Below are 17,605 nucleotides of genomic sequence, written 5' to 3' on the forward strand. Positions count from 1 at the left end.
CCTGCGGTTCCGGTTGGCGCGCCCGTAGGGATTCGAACCCCAAACCTTCTGATCCGTAGTCAGATGCTCTATCCGTTGAGCTACGGGCGCCCGTCGCGAACGGCTCGGCCGTTCAGGACCCGACGAGGATAGCCGACCCGGTCGGGATAGCCGAAATCGCAGGGGTGTGGCCGGGGTCACGTCCTGTTGATCGATCCAATATGCCCGCACCTCATGACGGGATTAACCTCCCAGCACCAAACATCGTCACGCAACGACGCTCGGCGATCACAACAACTCCACGACACATCCGCCGACACGCTCGGCGGCCGCCGGTCGTCCAACGGGGGATCGGCGCGAATGCGCGAGAGGGAAACCTGGCATGACCGCAACGACACAGGCGCCCACCACCCATGAGGGCATCCTGAGCTGGGTCAACGAGATCGCCGAGATGACCCGGCCCGACCACATCCACTGGTGCACCGGCTCCGACGAGGAGTGGGACCACCTCACCCGCTCGCTCGAGGCGACCGGCACCTTCACCCGGCTGAACCCGGCCATCAAGCCGAACTCGTTCTACGCAGCCTCCGACCCCACCGACGTGGCACGCGTCGAGGGCCGGACCTTCATCTGCTCGGTCGACGAGAAGGACTGCGGGCCCACCAACAACTGGATGGACCCGAACGAGATGAAGGCCATCATGCGCGACCTGTACGACGGGTGCATGCGCGGCCGCACGATGTACGTCATCCCGTTCGTGATGGGCCACGTCGAGGCCGAGAACCCGATGTTCGGCGTCGAGATCACCGACTCGGCGTACGTCACCGTCTCGATGCGCGTGATGGCCCGCATGGGCACCGAGGTCCTCCGCAAGATGGAGGAGACCAACGCGAAGTTCGTGCCCGCCCTCCACTCGGTGGGCATGCCGCTCGAGCCCGGTCAGGCGGACGTGGCCTGGCCGTGCAACGACACCAAGTACATCGTCCAGTTCCCCGAGGAGCGGATGATCTGGTCCTACGGCAGCGGGTACGGCGGCAACGCGCTGCTCGGCAAGAAGTGCTACGCCCTGCGCATCGCCAGCGTGATGGCACGCGACGAGGGCTGGCTGGCCGAGCACATGCTGATCCTCAAGCTCACCAGCCCGCAGAACGTCGTGAAGTACATCGCGGCCGCGTTCCCCAGCGCCTGCGGCAAGACCAACCTGGCCATGCTGGCCCCGACCATCCCCGGCTGGAAGGTCGAGACCCTCGGCGACGACATCGCCTGGATGCGGGTCGGCGAGGACGGCCGGCTGTGGGCGGTCAACCCGGAGTACGGCTTCTTCGGCGTCGCGCCCGGCACCAACGAGCACACCAACCCCAACGCGATGAAGACCATCAACAAGGGCAACTCGGTCTTCACCAACGTCGCGCTGACGCCCGACGGCGACATCTGGTGGGAGGGCCTGGAGAACACCCCGGAGCACGCCCGCTCGTGGAAGGGCGAGGACTGGACCCCGGACTCCGACCAGCTCTCCAGCCACCCGAACAGCCGCTACTGCACGCCGATCAAGCAGTGCGACATCCTCGCGCCGGAGTACGACGACCCGCGCGGCGTCCCGATCGACGCGATCCTGTTCGGCGGTCGCCGCAAGACCACGATCCCGCTGGTCTTCGAGGCCCGCGACTGGACCCACGGCACGTTCCTCGGCGCGACGCTCTCCTCGGAGACCACCGCCGCCGCGGTCGGTGCGGTCGGTGTGGTGCGCCGCGACCCGATGGCGATGCTGCCGTTCATCGGCTACAACGCCGGCCACTACTTCAACCACTGGATCACGGTCGGCAAGGAGAACGACGCCGCCAAGCTGCCGCGGATCTTCTACGTGAACTGGTTCCGCCGCGACGACGAGGGCGGCTTCCTCTGGCCCGGCTTCGGTGAGAACAGCCGGGTGCTGAAGTGGATCGTCGAGCGCATCGACGGCCAGACGTCCGCGGTGGAGACCCCGATCGGCCACGTGCCGGCTCCGGGCACCCTCGACGTCGAGGGCCTCGACATGGCCCCGGAGGCGGTCGAGGCCGCGCTGGCCGTGGACGTCGAGGAGTGGAAGGCCGAGGTCCCGCAGATCCAGGAGTGGTTCGAGAAGTTCGGCGACGACCTCCCGGCCGTGCTGTGGACCGAGCTCGACGGCCTCAAGGCGCGCCTCGGCGCCTGATCCCTCACCGTCTCCACCAGGGGCCCGTCCGGAGAGATCCGGACGGGCCCCTGTGCTGTCTCTGGCATGATTTCCGCGTCCGGCAGTGGGCGCGCTCGGAGGGTCAGGTGACACACAGGTGACACAGGAGTACGGCGCGGACCGGCGCAAGCTGTTCGAGACCGACGGCAGTCGCCTGTTCGAGGACATCGCCGCGCGCGGCGGCGTACCCCAGGACGACCCGTTGGTCGGCGAGAGCCCCGAGGCGCTCGACCTGCTGCTCGACCTGGGCCTGCTGCGCCACGAGGGGCACCGCTACCTCGCGGTCGACCCGCACTCCGTGCAGGACAGCGTGGTGGCGCCCCTGGGCCAGCAAGGCGCGCAGCTGATCACCGAGTCCAGCCACTGGGCCAACGCGTTCAACACCCTCGGCCAGGCCTACCGCCGCTCGCCGTCGACCCACGGCGGCCCGGTGACCGAGCTGCGGGGCGACCAGATCGACCGGTTCCTGCAGGACATCGTGACCGGTGCCCAGACCGAGCTGCTGACCGCGCAGCCGCGAGCCGGGCACACGGCTGCCGCGCTGCGTGAGGCTGCAGCGCGCGACATCGCCGCGCTGCAGCGCGGGCTGTCGATGCGCACGATCTACCAGCACGCCGCGCGCCGTCAGACTGCCACCCGCGAGTACGTCCGCCGGGTCACCGCGGAAGGCGCCGAGGTGCGCACCCTCGACGAGTTCTTCAACCGGATGATCGTGGTCGACCGCGAGGTCGCGATCATCCCGTCGGGGGACGACCTCAACACCGCGCTGGCGATCCGCGACGCCGGCCTGGTGGCCTACCTCGTCGACATCTTCGAACGCTTCTGGGACCGCGGGCGCCCGTTCACCAACCGCGAGACCAGCACCCTCAACAGCATCGCGCAGGAGCAGCGGGCGATGGCGATCCGCATGCTGATCGAGGGGCACGCGGACGCCACCTGCGCGAAGCGGCTCGGCGTCAGCCCGCGGACGTACGCCGGCTACGTGGCCGACCTCAAGGTCGAGTTCGAGGCGCAGACCCGGTTCCAGCTGGGCTACCGGATGGGGCTGGCCGAGGCGCGGCCCCGTCGGGGTCGCAAGGACGCCTGATCCGGATTCCGGACAAATGACAGCGAGGGCAGCGCCTTCGCTGCCCTCGCGCTGAGACGGGCCGGGGGGATTGGCTCAGGGACCAGACATGCGGGGGGGTTGAGTTGGTCCTCGTCTCAGGTCTGTGGTTGTCGATCCTCCGTGGTCGGCCCTCCGAGAGGTGAGTCTCAGTTGCTGGCGGTCACGACCGGGATGGCGATACGGCCCCAGCTCGTGTCCGCCTGGGCGGAGACCGGGGCGGCGATGCTGACTGCGCCCCAGGTCAGGCCGGCCGCAAGAGTTGCCGCCACGAACCTGGTGATCAGCTTGCCCATAGTCAGACTCCACTCTTGTTTTCGGGGGATCCAGACGACCTCATGGTCGCTGTGCACCCAGTGTGCGGGATGGCTCCGCGCACACACCACGGAAAATGGCTGCACAAATTCGCGTTGCACAAACTTGCAAAAGTTGCCCGTGGCGGCAGCACCCCGCCGGGGTCCGGCGGGGTGCTGCGACGCGCTGGCGGAGGCGGAGGGATTTGAACCCTCGATGGGGTTGTAGCCCCAAACCCGCTTAGCAGGCGGGCGCCATAGACCGGACTAGGCGACGCCTCCATGCTGCGCGCGGAACAGGGTACCCGCCCGCGCGCCCGCGGGGTCAATCGGGGCTCACCGCGCGCGGCGACCGTGCCGGTCGAGGTGGGCCCGGACCTGCCGCACGAAGTCGTCGCGGTCTCCGACGAGGACGTCCACCGGGATGGTCGTGGAGCCTCCGTCGCGGAGGCGGAACACGACGCACGGGGCGCCCGCGACGACGGTGGTGACCGCGTCCTCGACGTCGGTCCAGCGGGCCCTGGTCACCCCGGCGCCGCGCACGAACCGGACGTGGTAGCCGTCCTCGTCCAGCCGCACGACGTACGTCGACCGGGTCAGGAACCAGCCGGTGGCGAAGACTCCGGCCACGCAGGCCACCACGACGACCGAGAGGAACACCGGTGGCACGGCGAACAGCACCACCACGGCCGTCGCCGCGAAGACCACGGCTCCCCAGAGCACCAGGGACACCCCCAGCAAGCGGGCGGCCAGAGCAGGAGAGAGTCGATAGTCGGACGTCACGGCCCCATTCTCCCAAGTGGCCCGAACGGGCCAGCCCTACCCCTTGTCACGATGGGTGACGGCGGTCACACTCGATATTCCCCGGAGCATCGGAGGCCCCCCATGACCGAACTCCAGATGGCACTGCACGGGCTCACCCAGGCGATCGACTCACCCAGGGTCGAAGGACGCGCCTTGGGCAACTGGCGGTGGACGGTGCGGCAACGCATGGCGTCGGTCCGCGAGGGCCTCGCCCGCGAGACCACCGAGAGCTCCGACTCCTGGCTGGCGGCGCGCGAGAGCACCGTGCTCCGCGACCGCAACGCCCTCATGACCCGCCTGACCGTGCTCGGCCAGGGCGTGCTGGAGGCCCCCGAGATCGAACAGGTCCGGGTGGAGCTCAAGCGGCTGATCACCGACATCCACCACCACCGGCAGAAGGTCCACGACCTGGCGTACGACGCGGTGGAGCTCGAGCTCGGCGGGTCCGAGTAGCACGAGGTCCGCCCGTAGACTGCCCCACGCGCCTCCCCGGAGGCGCTCGGAGGGGTGCCGGAGTGGCCGATCGGAACCGCCTTGAAAGCGGTCGCTGGCAGAGATGTCAGCCGCGGGTTCGAATCCCGCCCCCTCTGCCACCACACGTGGCGGGCAACGAGTCCGCTCAGCGGTCCAGGGCCGCGTCGACGACCGACACCACCCGGTCGACGTGCGTGACCAGGCTGCCCATGAGGCGGTTGCGCCGTGCGAACACCCCGGTCGGCCCGAGGCGGTAGAGCAGCGCTCGCACCAGCAGCTGGTCCCAGTGCGGACCCGTCGCCCAGTCGTCGAGCAGCGACAGCGGAGCGCCGCGGAAGGTCACCGCGTCGGTCGCGGCGATGGCGAGCGCGGTCGCGGCCGGCCGGAAGTACGGCGGCCAGTCGATGACCGCGGGCGGCAGCCGGTCGTGCACGAGCACGTTGGGGAGGAGGTCGCCGTGGACCGCCTGGTCCGGCGCGGGGACCGGCGCAAGGTGGGCCCGGAGCCGCTCGACGACCGCCAGCGTGGCCGGGTCGGCGTCCGGCTCGGCGTCCTCCCACGCCAACCGGTCGCCGTACGCCCAGGGGTCGTCGCGGTCGTCCGGGAACGCCGGGCGGGGCAGGTCACGGACCGCGTCGTGGAAGGCGTCGCCGGCCTCGCGCACCCGCTCGACCTCGGCCAGCGGCTCGGTGTCCCAGCCGGGCAGGAGGACGTGGGCCCCCCAGCCGTCGACGGACCAGCCTGCGGCGCCGGGGGCGTCCGGCGCGACGGGCTCCGGGACCCGGACGTCGGTGGACCGCCACGCGGCGTACACCTCGCACACCCAGGTGTGCTCGGGCACGCAGCCGACCGGCTTGAGCACGAGCCGCCCGTCGGTCCACACATGACCGCTCCCGCCGGGCAGTCGCCGCAGGTCCTCGCCGCGGGCTCCGACAGCGCGCACCGCGCGTCGGGTCGGTCCCCGGCGCCGCCACTCCCAGTCGGAGGCGTCGAGCAATCGGAGCGCCGGCGGGTGGGGACGGTCCGCGGTTGCCCGAGTCATGCCAGCCGACCCTAGCGGCGCCCCTGGCAGGACGGCCTCAGAGCAGGGCGTGCCAGCGGCGCGGCTCGGGGCGGATCGCGGCCGCCTCCTCCTCGCGCCGGGCCCGCCGGCCTCGCGGGCCGGTGAAGGCGAGGTCGAGGCGGATCAGCAGGTAGCCGATCAGCGCACCGGGGACCAGGGAGTAGAGCACGATCAGGGTTGCCTCGAGCCAGCCGGTGGCGGGGTTCACCATGATCCCCGCGACCGAGACAGTGGCGGCGGTGCCGAACGCACACACCCACCAGCCCTGCCGGCGGCGGGCGCGCATGTGCGTGCCCCACACGAGGGCGGGGACGCCGACCAGGACCTGGATCGGACGGGGTACGGCGCGTGCATGGGCGCGCAGCCAGCCGACCGAGTCGTAGATCCCGTCGATCATCTCCTGGGACCCGTAGCGGCGGAGCATCTCGGCGTACGCCATGGTCACCGCCAGGCTGGTGGTGCCGACCAGCACCACGAACAGGCCGCGGCGACCGAGGCCGTGGAAGCCGGCCCCGAGCCGGTAGACCAGGATGAGGGCGAGGGAGAACGCCAGTCCGAGGGTGAGGTAGTCGAAGCGCTCGAGCGAGACAACCGGCCGGTAGCCGATCACCGCGATCGCCCCGACCGCGGCGATCAGCAGTGCGAGCACCGCCTCGCGGAGCGCCCCGCGGAAGCGCACGGCGGGCACCGTGGCCATCACACCGAGGACGCCGGCACTCACCGCGGTCAGCACCGCCGCGCCGCCGCGCAGGGTCTCGGTGCCGGTGAGCACCGCGGCCAGGCCGAAGCCGAGCGCCAGGCCGCCGAACACGAACGGGCGGCCGCCGGTGCGGGCGGCCAGCGCGAAGGTCAGGGTCGTCGAGATCGTCACCGCGGAGGCCTCGTCGAGCCAGGCCGGACCCATCTCGGCGATCGCGAGGGCGGCGGCAGCCACGCCGCCGAGCACGGCGAGCACGGCGAGCACGAACAGCGGCCGGGCCCAGCGCGGGACCGGCACCTCGGCGACGGTCGCCGCGGCCACCCGCGGCGTGGGGGCGGCGTTGCGCTCCTCCCGGGACTGCCGCTTCGCGGCCCGGGCCTCGGCGCGGCGCTCGCGGCGGCTCGCCGGCCGCTCGGGCTGCGCGGCCCGCTTCGGCGCGACCCGCCTGGCCGGCTCGCGCCGGCGGGCACCGTCACGCGAGTCGGTCGGCATCCCGTCTTGAGCGGCGGGCGCGTCGGTCACAGGACGAGTGGTCGTCACCGAGGGTGCCGGCGCCACCACCGGCGGCTCGACCCGGGTCGGCGCCACGACGTGGGGCGGCTCGGAGACCGGTGTCCGCGGGGGCTCCGGGGTCCGCGGCGCCGGATCCGTCACCTCGGAACGCGGCTCCCGGGACGGGCCGGACGACTCCCGTCCGCTGCTGCCGCGGCTCTCCGGCCGCTGCCGTCGCGCACCCAGGCGCGAGGGCCGTTCGGCCACGCGCCTGCCGGGAGTGCGAGGAAGGGACACCGGGAGAGGTTAACCGGCGAGGTGCCTTCGGTTCGAAAGCGAGGGGTTCGTCGAGCGGGCTCGGACCAGCGCCGGGCGGCTCAGCACCGCGGTCACCACGGCCGGGTCGGGACCCGGGTCCGCGAGCAGCCCGCCGTCGGGGTCGACCACGAGCGAGTGCCCGGTGTAGCGGGGGGCGGCCTGCCCCACCGCGACGACGTACGTCGTGTTCTCGATGGCGCGGGCCCGGGCCAGGGTGCGCCAGTGGTCCACCTTGCGGGCGTGCTCGGCCTCGTCGCGGCCGGGGACCCAGGCTGCCGGCACCACCAGCACCTCCGCACCCGCGTCGACCAGCGCCCGCGCCAGCTCCGGGAACCGGAGGTCGTAGCAGGTCATCAGGCCGACCTGCCAGCCCTCGACCTCGACCACGGTCGGCTGCCACGGGCCGGCGGTGAGCCGGTCGGACTCGCGGTAGCCGAACGAGTCGTAGAGGTGGATCTTGCGGTACGCCGACTCCGTCCGGCCGCGGACCACGAGCGTGTTGTAGGGGCGGGCGGGATCGTCGGAGGACTCGAACATCCCGGCCACCACGGTCCGGTCCTGCCCGGCCAGCTTCGCGACCGCCTCGGCGAACGGCCCGTCCAGAGGCTCGGCGTCGCCGGAGACGTCCTCGCCCGGCTTGCCGAAGTCACGGGCGAACGCCTCGGGCAGCACCACGAGGTCGGCGTCCAACGCCGGGTCGGCCTGCAGGTCGGCCAGCGCCGCCCGGTTCTCGGCGGGATCGGTGGATGACGCGCGCTGCACGAGCGCGACGCGGAGCTCCTCGGCCATGGCTCCAGCGTGCCAGACCCCGGCAGGGGAGGCACGGGGCGCTGGGAGAGACTGGGGATCATGAGCCCCTCCTCCGTCGCGCTCGGCGCGATCGTGCTGGCCGGTGGCACCGCGGCCCGGATGGGTGGCGTGGACAAGGCGTCCATCGAGCTCGGCGGGCGCACCCTGCTGGCGTGGGCGCTGGACGCGGTGGTCGACGCCGGCGAGGTGGTCGTGCTCGGCGACTGGGTGCCGACCGAGCGCCCCGTGACCTTCACCCGCGAGGACCCGGCTCAGGGTGGCCCGGCGGCCGGGCTGCTGGCGGGGCTGGACGCGTTCGCGAGGAGCCCGCGGGAGCTGGTCGTCCTCGCGGTGGACATGCCCCGGGTGACGATGCGGACAGTGGCGCGGCTGCGGGACTCGGCCCGCGGGCACGACGGCGCGGTGCTCTGCGACGGCGACGGCCGGCGGCAGCTCGCGATGGTGCTCGACCCGGCCCGGCTGGGCGCCGTACGACCGCCGTACGCCGAGGAGCACGGGCTGCCGCTACGCCGGCTGCTGGCACCGCTGGACCTCGCCGAGATGGCCGCAGTGGGCGACGAGGCGCACGACGTCGACGGCTGGTCGGACCTGCGCGACCTGGCCGGCTCCTGATCCCCGCCACTGGCAGCGCCCCGGCGCCGCTGGACCACTGGTTCGGCACCGGGGGACGCTCCGGCCGCAACACTTGCCAGACGGCCTCCGCCGTATGAATGTGGACCTGTGAATCTCCACGACTGGATCGACGAGCTCTGCGACGCGCTCGACATCGATGCGGAGGTCGACGAGGCGCTCGTGCTGGACCTGGCCCGGGACGCGGCGCACAACGTCCAGCGGGCGGCCGCGCCGATCACGACGTACCTCCTCGGTTTCGCCGCCGCCGCGCACAGCGCCAGTCCCGACCGCGTCGAGCAGCTGGCCGGCGCCGCCTCGGCGCTCGCCGACTCCTGGGACCGTCCCGCCGACGCGGGGGACCCCGACGACGTCGACGACGAGATCCCCGACGACCACCTGGTCGACCACACCGGCGACCGCTACGAGGCCTGACCACCGCAGGGTCCGCCGCCCGTATGGCTGGCTAGGGTGACCGCATGCGTGCCGTGATCGCCCCCGAGCCCGGAGGACCCGATGCCCTGACGGTGGTCGAGGTCGACGACCCGGAGCCCGGTCCGGGCGAAGTGCTGGTCCGGGTCGCCGCGACCGCGGTGAACCGCGCGGACACCCTGCAGCGCCAGGGGCACTACCGTCCTCCGCCCGGAGCCTCCGAGGTGCTGGGGCTCGAGTGCAGCGGGACGGTCGCGGCGCTCGGCGAGGGCGTCACCGGCTGGTCGGTCGGCGACGAGGTGTGCGCCCTGCTCTCCGGCGGCGGGTACGCCGAGCTGGTCGCGGTCCCGGCCGGCCAGCTGATGCCGGTCCCCGACGACCTCGACCTGGTCCAGGCGGGGTCGCTGCCCGAGGTGGCGTGCACGGTCTGGTCCAACGTGTTCATGATCGCCGGCCTGCAACCCGGGGAGAGGCTGCTCGTGCACGGCGGGGCCGGCGGCATCGGCACGTTCGCGATCCAGCTCGCCCACGCACTGGGCGCGACCGTGTTCACCACGGCGGGCAGTGCGGAGAAGCTCGCGGTCTGCGCCGACCTGGGCGCGGACGTGACCATCAACTACCGCGAGCAGGACTTCGTCGAGGTGCTCGGCGAGGCCGGCGGCGCCGACGTCATCCTCGACAACATGGGAGCGAAGTACCTTCCCCGCAACGTCGACGCCCTGGCCACCGAGGGCCGCCTCGTCGTGATCGGCCTGCAGGGCGGGACGAAGGGCGAGCTCGACCTCGGCAAGCTCCTGCGCAAGCGCGCCGCGGTCATCGCCACCGCCCTGCGCGCCCGCCCGACCGCCGAGAAGGCGGCGATCGCGGCGGCCGTCGCCGAGCACGTGTGGCCGCTGGTGGCCGACGGGCGCGTGCGACCGGTCGTGCACACGGCGATGCCGCTGGACCGGGCTCCCGAGGCGCACCGGCTGATGGAGGAGAGCGGCCACGTCGGCAAGATCGTGCTCACCACCGGCGCCTTGGGCGCCGCGTCCTAGGGTGGGGTCATGAGCGAGGAGCAGTCCGAGGAGCAGATCGTCATCATCGGTCCGGACGGTCAGCCGGTGGGGACCGTGCCGAGCAGCGTGCTCGCCGCGGCCCAGCAGCAGGACGGCGCCGAGGACGAGGACGACGAGGAGCGCCACATCAGCGAGCTCGTGGAGCAGCCGGCGAAGGTCATGCGCATCGGCAGCATGATCCGGCAGCTCCTCGAGGAGGTGAAGACCGCACCTCTGGACGAGGCGTCGCGCAACCGGCTCAAGGAGATCCACCAGTCCTCGATCAAGGAGCTCGAGGCCGGGCTCGCGCCCGAGCTGGTCGAGGAGCTCGAGCGCCTCACCCTGCCGTTCAACGAGGGCACCCCCAGCGACAGCGAGCTGCGGATCGCCCAGGCCCAGCTGGTCGGCTGGCTCGAGGGCCTCTTCCACGGCATCCAGACCGCGATCTACGCGCAGCAGGTGGCCGCCCGTGCCCAGCTCGAGCAGATGCGCCGCGCGCTGCCTCCCGGCATGGAGGCCATGCAGCGCCCGCCGCAGTCGCCCCAGGCGCCGGAGGCGCAGTCGGGGGACGGCTCGTCGGGGATGTACCTCTGAGGGAGGTCAGCCCCGGGCCGGGCGACGCCCGAGCACCCGGGCCAGCACCAGCGTGACCAGCCCGAGCACGATCAGCGCCACGCCGGGCAGCACCAGCGTCGAGAACGGCGCCGGCTCGCCGGTGTCGACCATCGTCATCTCGACCGGCGCCTGGGCCGGGTCCTCGCGGGTCACCGGCCTGGCACCACGGCCGAGCTCGCCGACGACCGAGCGGGTGACCGCCGCGGTCAGCGGCCGGGTGCCCTCCCAGCTGAGCGCGCGGACGACGTCGTCCGACCCGTTGCGGGCGACGAACAGGTAGTCCTTCCCCTGCTTCAGACCGCGCACCCCGCAGTCGGCCCCGGTCGCCGGGGTCTCGACGCTGACCCGCTCCGGGACCCGGCCCCGGTAGACCCGGTCCACGGCAACGTCGAACGTCGCGGGGTCGCCGGCACCGGACTCGCGCTGGACCGTGCCGCTGAAGACGTACGACGCCCGCGGCAGGGCCTTCGACAGCGGCAGCACGTCGCGGTCGCAGGCCGAGGCCGGCGCCTCCGTCACGAGGACGCACCCCAGCACCACGAGCACGAGCACCATCAGCCGGCGCATGCACACCTCCAGTCGGTCTATCGGTTCCGGTGGCCCGGATCCAGCGTCTCAGGGTAGGGGTAGCCCGTGCACCTCCCGGGCACGCCCCCTCACAGCCCGAACACCCGCTCCAGCACCGCGGCCACCCCGTCCTCGTCATTGCGGGGCGCCCGATCGCCGGCCGTCGCGACCACGTCGGGGTGCGCGTTGCCCATGGCATAGGAGCGACCGGCCCAGGCCAGCATCGGGACGTCGTTGGGCATGTCGCCGAAGGCGATCACGTCGGCGGCCAGCACGTCGAGGGACCCGCAGATGCCGACCAGGGCGCTGCCCTTGGTCACGCCGGGTGCGTTGATCTCGACCAGGCCGTCCATCGTCCAGGTCACCTCGGCGAGGTGACCCGCCGCCGCGAACACCGCGTCGCGGAAGGCCGCCGGCTCCATCGCGTCGTTGCGCACCAGCACCTTGGCCGCCGGGTCGGTCCAGACGTCCTCGAGCGGGCCGGTCGGCGTGCCGGCGGGGACCGGGTGCGCCGCGTCGTCGTACGCCGGGTCGCAGCGGATTCCGTCCACGGTCTCGATCGCGATGGAGGCGCCGGGCACGTGCCGGTAGATCGCCTCGGCCAGCAGCAGCCCGTCGGCCGGGTCGATGCCGTGCAGCTCCCGGACCCGGTGGCCGGCGACGTCGAAGACGATCCCACCGTTGGACACCACGGCCAGGCCGTGGTCGCCGACCATCGGCCAGAAGTCGTCCATCCAGCGCAGCGGCCGGGCGGTCACGAACACCACCGGCACGCCGCGCTCCTCGAGCGCCTCCACCGCCGCACGGGTGCGGACGCTGACGGTGCCGTCGGACCGCAGCAGGGTGCCGTCGAGGTCGGTGGCGACCAGCCGGGGCGTGCTCACGCGTCGTCCCGCAGGGTCACCGTGACGTCGACGTCGTCGCCCTCCTCGAGCCCCTCGGCGGCCCGGACCGCCTTCTTCACCGGCAGCACGTAGCAGCCGGTGCCCGACTCGGGGAACACGCTCGTCTCCCACGAGGTGGCGCCGACCCGGACCGCGACCCGGACCGACCCGAAGCCCTTGGCACGCCCGTCCATCAGGTCGTGGATGTCGTCGCTCGGCTCCCCCGGGACGGTCACGAAGTGCCAGGCGCCCTCGCCCCCGCCCTTCGGGTCGCGCCAGCGCCAGAGCGGCGCGGTGAAGGAGTACGTCGCGTGGTCGCTCACGGGAAGTACCGCGTGAGCTCCACCGCCGCGCCGTCCTCGTCGACGCTGAGCGTGCTGGCGTCGGCGGCCTCGTGCACCTCGGCGACCGCCTGGCCCATGGCCACGCCACGACCGGCCCAGCGCAGCATCTCGAGGTCGTTGCGCCCGTCGCCGATGGCCAGCACGTCGACGGCCTCCACGTCCAGCGCCCCGGCGACGTGGGCCAGTCCGGAGGCCTTGGAGACGCCCAGCGGCGCGAGGTCCATCCAGGCGGTCCAGCCGACGACGTAGTCGGTGCCCTGCAGGCCGAGCCGGGCGGCCAGCGCCACGAAGTCGTCGGCGGTGGCGTTGGGGTCGCGGATGATCACACGGCTGACCGGTGCCGCGACCAGCTCCTCGAGGTCGGTCACGATCATCTCGCCGGAGAGCTCGCCGACCGGGAAGTGGTCGCTGACCCGGTAGCCGACGCCACGCTCCTCGACCGCGACCAGGGCCTCAGGGTGGTGCCGGAGCACGGCGCCCACCGCGGCCCGCGCGTCGAAGGTCTCCTCGTGGACCACCTCGAGCGGCGGGTAGCGGAAGATCACCGCACCGTTGGACGCGACCACCCACAGCCGGTCGCGCTCGGTGCCGTGCAGCTCGAGCAGGTCCGCGATGCGGGTCATGCCGTGCGGGGACCTGCCGCTGGCCAGCACGATGTGCGTGCCCGCGTCGACGGCCCGCTGCACGGCCTCGTGCACCGCCGGGCTGATCTCCTCGTGGGTGGTGCCGGCGCCGTCCACCCAGCTCAGCAGGGTGCCGTCGATGTCGAGGGCCACCAGGCGCGGCCGCCAGCCCGGGGCCGGGAGCTCCCCGGCCTCGTCGTACGCGCGTCCTGCCGGCTCAGCCAACGTCCACCGGCTTCAGCACGTCGACCCCGCCGAGGTAGGGGCGCAGCGCCTCGGGCACCCGCACCGACCCGTCCTCGAGCTGGTGGGTCTCGAGGATCGCGACGATGGTCCGCGGGATCGCGCACAGCGTGCCGTTGAGCGTGGCCACGTGCCGGGTGCCGTCGGGGAACCGGGCCCGGGTGTCCAGGCGTCGCGTCTGGAAGTCGGTGCAGTTGGACGTGGAGGTGAGCTCGCGGTAGCGCCCCTGCGTGGGGATCCACGCCTCGCAGTCGAACTTGCGCTGGGCGGACAGGCCCAGGTCGCCGGCCGCGGTGTCGATGACGCGGTAGGCCAGCTCGAGCTTGTCGAGGAACGCCTTCTCGATCGAGAGCAGCCGCTGGTGCTCGGCGAAGGAGTCCTCGATGGTCGTGTAGACGAACATCTCCACCTTGTCGAACCAGTGCACCCGGATGATGCCCCGGGTGTCCTTGCCGTGCGAGCCTGCCTCCTTCCGGAAGCACGGGCTGAACGCGGCGTAGCGGAGCGGCAACGATCCGGCGTCGAGGATCTCGTCGGAGTGGTAGGCGGCCATCGGCACCTCGGACGTGCCGACGAGGTAGAGGTCCTCCCCCTCGATCCGGTAGACGTCGTCGGCGGCCTGGCCGAGGAAGCCGGTGCCGTCCATCGCCCGCGGCCGGACCAGCGACGGAGCGATCACCTGGGTGAAGCCGTGGTCGCGGGCGGTCTCGTTGGCGAGGTTGACCAGCGCGAACTCGAGCTGGGCGCCGACGCCGGTGAGGAAGTAGAAGCGCGATCCGGACACCTTCGCGCCCCGCTCGACGTCGATCGCGCCGAGCAGCCGGCCGAGCTCGAGGTGGTCACGCGGCTCGAAGTCGAACTCCACCGGGGTGCCGATGTGCTCGAGCACCGTGTAGTCGTCCTCGCCGCCGGCCGGGGCCTCGTCGGCGGCCAGGTTGGGGATCTCCTTGAGCGTCTCCACCCAGGCCGCCTCGGCCTCGGCCTGCCGGGCCTCGGCGGTCTTGACGTCCGCGGCCAGCGCCCGGGTGCGGTCGAGCAGCGCGGCCTTCTCGTCACCCTGGGCGCGGGAGACCTGCTTGCCGAGCTGCTTCTGCTCGGCCCGGAGCGACTCGAACGCGGAGATCGACTCCCGTCGCGCGGTGTCGGCGGAGAGGGCGCGGTCCACGACGTCGGCGGGGAGACCGCGCTTGGCCTGGGCGGCTCGCACGCGGTCGGGGTCGTCACGGAGGATGCGCGGGTCGATCATTCCGGGATCCCCGCGGAGAGGGGAGCGCAGCGAGGCTCTTCGTGGGGTGGGGTCATGCCTGCAAGGCTATCCGCCGCCACCCCCGCGGGTCGCGGGAGTTCCGGGACCCGCTGCCCGATCGCCTCAGGCGACGGTGGGCAGCACCCAGGTCAGGGTCATCGTGCCCCGGGGTACGTCGGCCGCGGAGGCCGCCTGCCGGGTCCAGCCGTCCTCGCCCTCGGCCTGCGTGAACAGCAGCACCTTGCCGTCGGCGAGGCAGGCGCTCCACGCGGTGCCGTCGCTGTCGGTGATGGTCCGGGCCAGGGTGGTCCGCGCCGGGCAGGGGCTCCGGTCGGTCTTCGTGAGCCTCACGCCACCGGCGGCGTAGGGTCCACCCTTCTGGTACTCCCAGGTGCGCTTGTTGCGCAGCAGGGGCATGCCGTCCGCGCTGTCGAACTGCGGGGCCAGCTCCCAGCCCTTGCCCACGGTCACGGCGTCGCCCTCGGTCGCGGTGCCCGCCGCCACGTCGTACTCGAAGAGCCGGCCGCTGCGGTCGAGGACCCGGAGCAGTCCGGGCGTGATCGGGTCGAACGCCCAGCCGATCGGGTGCAGCCCGGCGACGCCGGTGACCGCGCGCAGGTCGACCGTGCGGGGCCTTGCCCCGTCGAGGGGGTGGAGCCGCAGGGTGCCGGTGCGCTCCTCCTTGATCGAGGCGGCGTTGGCCCGGACCGCGACCGTGCGACCGGCGTCGACGAGGAGGTAGGGGTTGGGCGTGTAGTCCTCGGGCGGCCCGATGACCTTGGTGACCTGGGTGTCGCCCGTGGCCGGGTCGAAGCGCACGTAGGCGGCGCCGTTCGCGACCTCGTCGCCGCCGAACTCGAACCGGGCCACCCACGGCTGGCCGGCGTCGAACCTCGCGGTGGTGTCGGCGCTGGGGTCGTCCGTGGCCGTCCGGGTGCTGCTCGCCGCCGGGTCCGGTGCCGAGCTCGACGTCTCCTCCCCGCAGGAGGTGAGGCCCCCCAGCAGGCCCATCGAGAGCACTGCCGCCGCGGCGACGGTCGGACGGAAGAACATGTCGCCCCCTCGTGCCCGGCTCGATCCGGGCTGGCTGCCATTATCCGGTCTGGTGCCAGTGAACGGCATACTTTGCCGCGGACAAAGCCGACCCGACGGAAACGGAGCACCGTGATCGACCGATCCCGCGCCTGGTACGCAGGCCTCGGTGTCTTCTGCTTCCTCCTGTTCGCCGCGCTTGCCACGCTCGTCACCCGGGACTGGAGCGTGCTCGCGGACCTGGACGCCGAGGGCAAGCCGGCCAACGGCTGGGCGGCGGACCACGACGTCCTCGTCGGGTTCCTCCGCGTCGTCGAGGTGGTGTTCAGCCGCCCCGGCATGACCATCGCGACCGTGGTGCTCGCCCTGCTGCTGTTCCTGCGCAACCAGCGCCGGGCGGCGTACTTCACCGTGGGCGTGATGGTCGCGACCGCGGTGACCGGCACCCTGCTCAAGAACACCGTCGGCCGCGACCGGCCGGACTGGCAGGACCCGGTGGACCTGGTCAGCTCCCACGCCTTCCCGAGCGGACACTCCTGGTCCGTCAGCGCGTTCGCGGGGATCGTGATCGTGCTCGTCCACATGTTCGTACGGCGCCGCGGTCTGCGGCTGCTCGCGACCGTCGGCATGGTGCTGGTCGTGCTCGTGGTCTGGGCGGACCGGGTGCTGCTCGGCCGCCACTACCCCAGCGACGTGGTGGCCGGCGGGCTGCTCGGCGCGGGCATGGTGCTGGTCGGCCTGGCGGTCTACCCGCCGCAGCCGCGCGGCCACGCCGAGACCGCGGAGCCGCTGGTGACCAGCGTCCCGGCCTCCACCCGCGACCTGCACGTCATCCTCAACCCGATCAAGGTGGAGGACGTCGGGCAGTTCCGCTCGATCGTGACGGCGATGGCCGCGGAGGCCGGCTGGTCGGCGCCCACCTGGCACTACACGACGGAGGAGGACTCGGGGACCGGGCAGGCCGCCGCTGCGTCGGTGGCCGGGGCGGACCTGGTCATGGTGTGCGGCGGCGACGGCACGGTCCGCGAGGTCTGCGCGGAGCTGGCCCGGACCGGTATCCCGGTGGGGATCATCCCGGCCGGCACCGGCAACCTGCTGGCCCGCAACCTCGACGTCCCGCTCTACCTGCGCTCCGCGATCGACGTCGCCCTCAACGGTCAGGACAAGGCGATCGACATGGTCGAGGTCTCGGGCGACGGCTTCGAGGACACCCACTTCATGGTGATGGCCGGCATGGGCTTCGACGCCGCGATCATGGAGGGCGTCAACGAGGACCTCAAGAAGAAGGTCGGCTGGGTGGCGTACGTCGTGTCCGGCATCAAGTCGCTGATGTTCCCGGCCGGCCGCTTCGAGATCTCCGTCGACGGGGGCGAGGTCACCCGGCACCGGGCCCGCACGATCGTGGTCGGCAACGTCGGGTTCCTCCAGGCGGGGCTGCCGCTGCTGCCGGACGCCGCGATCGACGACGGGCTGCTGGACGTGGTGATCCTGCACCCGCGCAACTTCTTCTCGTGGATCCCGCTGGCCTGGCGGGTGCTGCTCAAGCGCAAGCACACCGACGACCTGGTCAACCGGATGACCGGACGCAGCGTGGTGATCAAGGCCGGGGCGGACACGCCCCGCCAGCTCGACGGCGACTCGATCGGCGCAGGCCGCAGCCTCGCGATGGAGTGCGTGCACGGGCGGCTGCTGGTCCGCGTGCCGCGCTGACCGCCGTACGGCG

19 protein-coding genes and 3 tRNA genes are annotated in these 17,605 nt (G+C 72.6%); 9 read left to right on the forward strand and 13 right to left on the reverse strand.

Annotated elements, in window-relative coordinates:
- Window positions 1-14 precede the first annotated feature (14 nt).
- Window positions 15-90: transfer RNA gene (locus EKO23_RS01980), tRNA-Arg, on the reverse strand.
- 271 nt (window positions 91-361) lie between these two features.
- On the opposite strand from EKO23_RS01980, the gene EKO23_RS01985 reads away from it, so the two are divergent.
- The gene (locus tag EKO23_RS01985) at window positions 362-2,170 is read left to right on the forward strand and encodes a phosphoenolpyruvate carboxykinase (GTP) (RefSeq protein ID WP_134713545.1); all 1,809 of its coding nucleotides are present in this window, start codon (window positions 362-364) and stop codon (window positions 2,168-2,170) included.
- A 118-nt stretch (window positions 2,171-2,288) separates the two neighbouring features.
- Complete coding sequence (locus tag EKO23_RS01990) at window positions 2,289-3,278, forward strand: phospholipase D-like domain-containing protein (protein WP_134713547.1); 990 nt, start codon at window positions 2,289-2,291, stop codon at window positions 3,276-3,278.
- Window positions 3,279-3,445: 167 nt separating this feature from the next.
- On the opposite strand, the gene EKO23_RS25005 is transcribed toward EKO23_RS01990, so the two are convergent.
- From EKO23_RS25005 to EKO23_RS02000, 3 genes are all read right to left on the reverse strand, one after another.
- Entirely contained in the window at window positions 3,446-3,592 is a 147-nt protein-coding gene (locus EKO23_RS25005; RefSeq protein WP_167880285.1) for a hypothetical protein, read from the reverse strand.
- A gap of 185 nt (window positions 3,593-3,777) precedes the next feature.
- A tRNA-Ser gene (locus tag EKO23_RS01995) sits at window positions 3,778-3,871 on the reverse strand.
- A 54-nt stretch (window positions 3,872-3,925) separates the two neighbouring features.
- Window positions 3,926-4,372: a hypothetical protein gene (locus tag EKO23_RS02000; protein WP_134713549.1), complete on the reverse strand. Its 447-nt coding sequence runs from the start codon at window positions 4,370-4,372 to the stop codon at window positions 3,926-3,928.
- 102 nt (window positions 4,373-4,474) lie between these two features.
- Between EKO23_RS02000 and EKO23_RS02005 the strand changes: the two genes are divergently transcribed.
- Together EKO23_RS02005 and EKO23_RS02010 are read left to right on the forward strand one after the other, a co-directional pair.
- Window positions 4,475-4,846, forward strand: a complete 372-nt coding sequence (locus tag EKO23_RS02005; RefSeq protein ID WP_134713551.1) for a hypothetical protein — start codon at window positions 4,475-4,477, stop codon at window positions 4,844-4,846.
- Window positions 4,847-4,894: 48 nt separating this feature from the next.
- Window positions 4,895-4,986: transfer RNA gene (locus EKO23_RS02010), tRNA-Ser, on the forward strand.
- A gap of 26 nt (window positions 4,987-5,012) precedes the next feature.
- On the opposite strand, the gene EKO23_RS02015 is transcribed toward EKO23_RS02010, so the two are convergent.
- The 3 genes from EKO23_RS02015 to EKO23_RS02025 all read right to left on the reverse strand — a co-directional run bounded on the left by EKO23_RS02015 (window position 5,013) and on the right by EKO23_RS02025 (window position 8,229).
- Window positions 5,013-5,909 carry a TIGR02569 family protein gene (locus tag EKO23_RS02015; RefSeq protein ID WP_134713553.1) on the reverse strand — a complete coding sequence of 299 codons (897 nt, stop codon included), beginning with the start codon at window positions 5,907-5,909 and terminating at the stop codon, window positions 5,013-5,015.
- Between the two features lie 37 nt (window positions 5,910-5,946).
- Entirely contained in the window at window positions 5,947-7,152 is a 1,206-nt protein-coding gene (locus tag EKO23_RS02020; RefSeq protein WP_246050852.1) for a hypothetical protein, read from the reverse strand.
- A gap of 276 nt (window positions 7,153-7,428) precedes the next feature.
- Window positions 7,429-8,229 (reverse strand): carbon-nitrogen hydrolase family protein, encoded by an 801-nt coding sequence (locus EKO23_RS02025; protein ID WP_134713555.1) that lies wholly within the window; start codon window positions 8,227-8,229, stop codon window positions 7,429-7,431.
- Between the two features lie 60 nt (window positions 8,230-8,289).
- Here EKO23_RS02025 and mobA point away from each other — a divergent pair, with 60 nt between their 5' ends.
- From mobA to EKO23_RS02045, 4 genes are all read left to right on the forward strand, one after another.
- The gene (gene mobA, locus EKO23_RS02030; protein ID WP_134713557.1) at window positions 8,290-8,862 is read left to right on the forward strand and encodes a molybdenum cofactor guanylyltransferase; all 573 of its coding nucleotides are present in this window, start codon (window positions 8,290-8,292) and stop codon (window positions 8,860-8,862) included.
- A 108-nt stretch (window positions 8,863-8,970) separates the two neighbouring features.
- Window positions 8,971-9,294: a DUF6457 domain-containing protein gene (locus EKO23_RS02035; RefSeq protein ID WP_134713559.1), complete on the forward strand. Its 324-nt coding sequence runs from the start codon at window positions 8,971-8,973 to the stop codon at window positions 9,292-9,294.
- 44 nt (window positions 9,295-9,338) lie between these two features.
- Entirely contained in the window at window positions 9,339-10,328 is a 990-nt protein-coding gene (locus EKO23_RS02040; RefSeq protein ID WP_134713561.1) for an NAD(P)H-quinone oxidoreductase, read from the forward strand.
- Between the two features lie 9 nt (window positions 10,329-10,337).
- Window positions 10,338-10,922 (forward strand): bacterial proteasome activator family protein, encoded by a 585-nt coding sequence (locus tag EKO23_RS02045; protein WP_134713563.1) that lies wholly within the window; start codon window positions 10,338-10,340, stop codon window positions 10,920-10,922.
- A 6-nt stretch (window positions 10,923-10,928) separates the two neighbouring features.
- Here EKO23_RS02045 and EKO23_RS02050 read toward each other — a convergent pair whose 3' ends face one another.
- From EKO23_RS02050 to EKO23_RS26020, 6 genes are all read right to left on the reverse strand, one after another.
- The gene (locus EKO23_RS02050; RefSeq protein ID WP_134713565.1) at window positions 10,929-11,510 is read right to left on the reverse strand and encodes a hypothetical protein; all 582 of its coding nucleotides are present in this window, start codon (window positions 11,508-11,510) and stop codon (window positions 10,929-10,931) included.
- An 89-nt stretch (window positions 11,511-11,599) separates the two neighbouring features.
- Entirely contained in the window at window positions 11,600-12,394 is a 795-nt protein-coding gene (locus EKO23_RS02055) for an HAD family hydrolase (protein WP_134713567.1), read from the reverse strand.
- Window positions 12,391-12,717, reverse strand: a complete 327-nt coding sequence (locus EKO23_RS02060) for a DUF1905 domain-containing protein (RefSeq protein ID WP_134713569.1) — start codon at window positions 12,715-12,717, stop codon at window positions 12,391-12,393. The genes EKO23_RS02055 and EKO23_RS02060 overlap by 4 nt, the downstream gene beginning before the upstream one ends.
- On the reverse strand, window positions 12,714-13,586 hold the full coding sequence (locus EKO23_RS02065) for an HAD family hydrolase (protein WP_217702406.1): 873 nt from the start codon (window positions 13,584-13,586) through the stop codon (window positions 12,714-12,716). Before EKO23_RS02065 ends, EKO23_RS02060 begins: the two co-directional genes overlap by 4 nt.
- A complete protein-coding gene (gene serS, locus EKO23_RS02070; RefSeq protein ID WP_134713571.1) occupies window positions 13,579-14,850 on the reverse strand; it encodes a serine--tRNA ligase in 1,272 nt (423 codons plus the stop codon). Before serS ends, EKO23_RS02065 begins: the two co-directional genes overlap by 8 nt.
- 123 nt (window positions 14,851-14,973) lie before the next feature.
- A complete protein-coding gene (locus tag EKO23_RS26020) occupies window positions 14,974-15,903 on the reverse strand; it encodes a hypothetical protein (RefSeq protein ID WP_134713573.1) in 930 nt (309 codons plus the stop codon).
- 111 nt (window positions 15,904-16,014) lie between these two features.
- Between EKO23_RS26020 and EKO23_RS26025 the strand changes: the two genes are divergently transcribed.
- Window positions 16,015-17,592, forward strand: coding sequence for a bifunctional phosphatase PAP2/diacylglycerol kinase family protein (locus tag EKO23_RS26025; RefSeq protein ID WP_246050853.1), 1,578 nt, complete (start codon window positions 16,015-16,017; stop codon window positions 17,590-17,592).
- Window positions 17,593-17,605: the final 13 nt, after the last annotated feature.

Source organism: Nocardioides guangzhouensis (assembly GCF_004519545.1).
GTDB lineage: Bacteria > Actinomycetota > Actinomycetes > Propionibacteriales > Nocardioidaceae > Nocardioides > Nocardioides guangzhouensis.

What these genes read in the sequence shown, in the direction of transcription:
- EKO23_RS01985 (WP_134713545.1), top strand. Translation starts at nt 362, where the DNA reads ATGACCGCAACGACACAGGCGCCCACCACCCATGAGGGCATCCTGAGC.
- EKO23_RS25005 (WP_167880285.1), bottom strand. Translation starts at nt 3,592, where the DNA reads ATGGGCAAGCTGATCACCAGGTTCGTGGCGGCAACTCTTGCGGCCGGC.
- EKO23_RS02005 (WP_134713551.1), top strand. Translation starts at nt 4,475, where the DNA reads ATGACCGAACTCCAGATGGCACTGCACGGGCTCACCCAGGCGATCGAC.
- EKO23_RS02015 (WP_134713553.1), bottom strand. Translation starts at nt 5,909, where the DNA reads ATGACTCGGGCAACCGCGGACCGTCCCCACCCGCCGGCGCTCCGATTG.
- EKO23_RS02025 (WP_134713555.1), bottom strand. Translation starts at nt 8,229, where the DNA reads ATGGCCGAGGAGCTCCGCGTCGCGCTCGTGCAGCGCGCGTCATCCACC.
- mobA (WP_134713557.1), top strand. Translation starts at nt 8,290, where the DNA reads ATGAGCCCCTCCTCCGTCGCGCTCGGCGCGATCGTGCTGGCCGGTGGC.
- EKO23_RS02040 (WP_134713561.1), top strand. Translation starts at nt 9,339, where the DNA reads ATGCGTGCCGTGATCGCCCCCGAGCCCGGAGGACCCGATGCCCTGACG.
- EKO23_RS02045 (WP_134713563.1), top strand. Translation starts at nt 10,338, where the DNA reads ATGAGCGAGGAGCAGTCCGAGGAGCAGATCGTCATCATCGGTCCGGAC.
- EKO23_RS02050 (WP_134713565.1), bottom strand. Translation starts at nt 11,510, where the DNA reads ATGCGCCGGCTGATGGTGCTCGTGCTCGTGGTGCTGGGGTGCGTCCTC.
- serS (WP_134713571.1), bottom strand. Translation starts at nt 14,850, where the DNA reads ATGATCGACCCGCGCATCCTCCGTGACGACCCCGACCGCGTGCGAGCC.
- EKO23_RS26020 (WP_134713573.1), bottom strand. Translation starts at nt 15,903, where the DNA reads ATGTTCTTCCGTCCGACCGTCGCCGCGGCGGCAGTGCTCTCGATGGGC.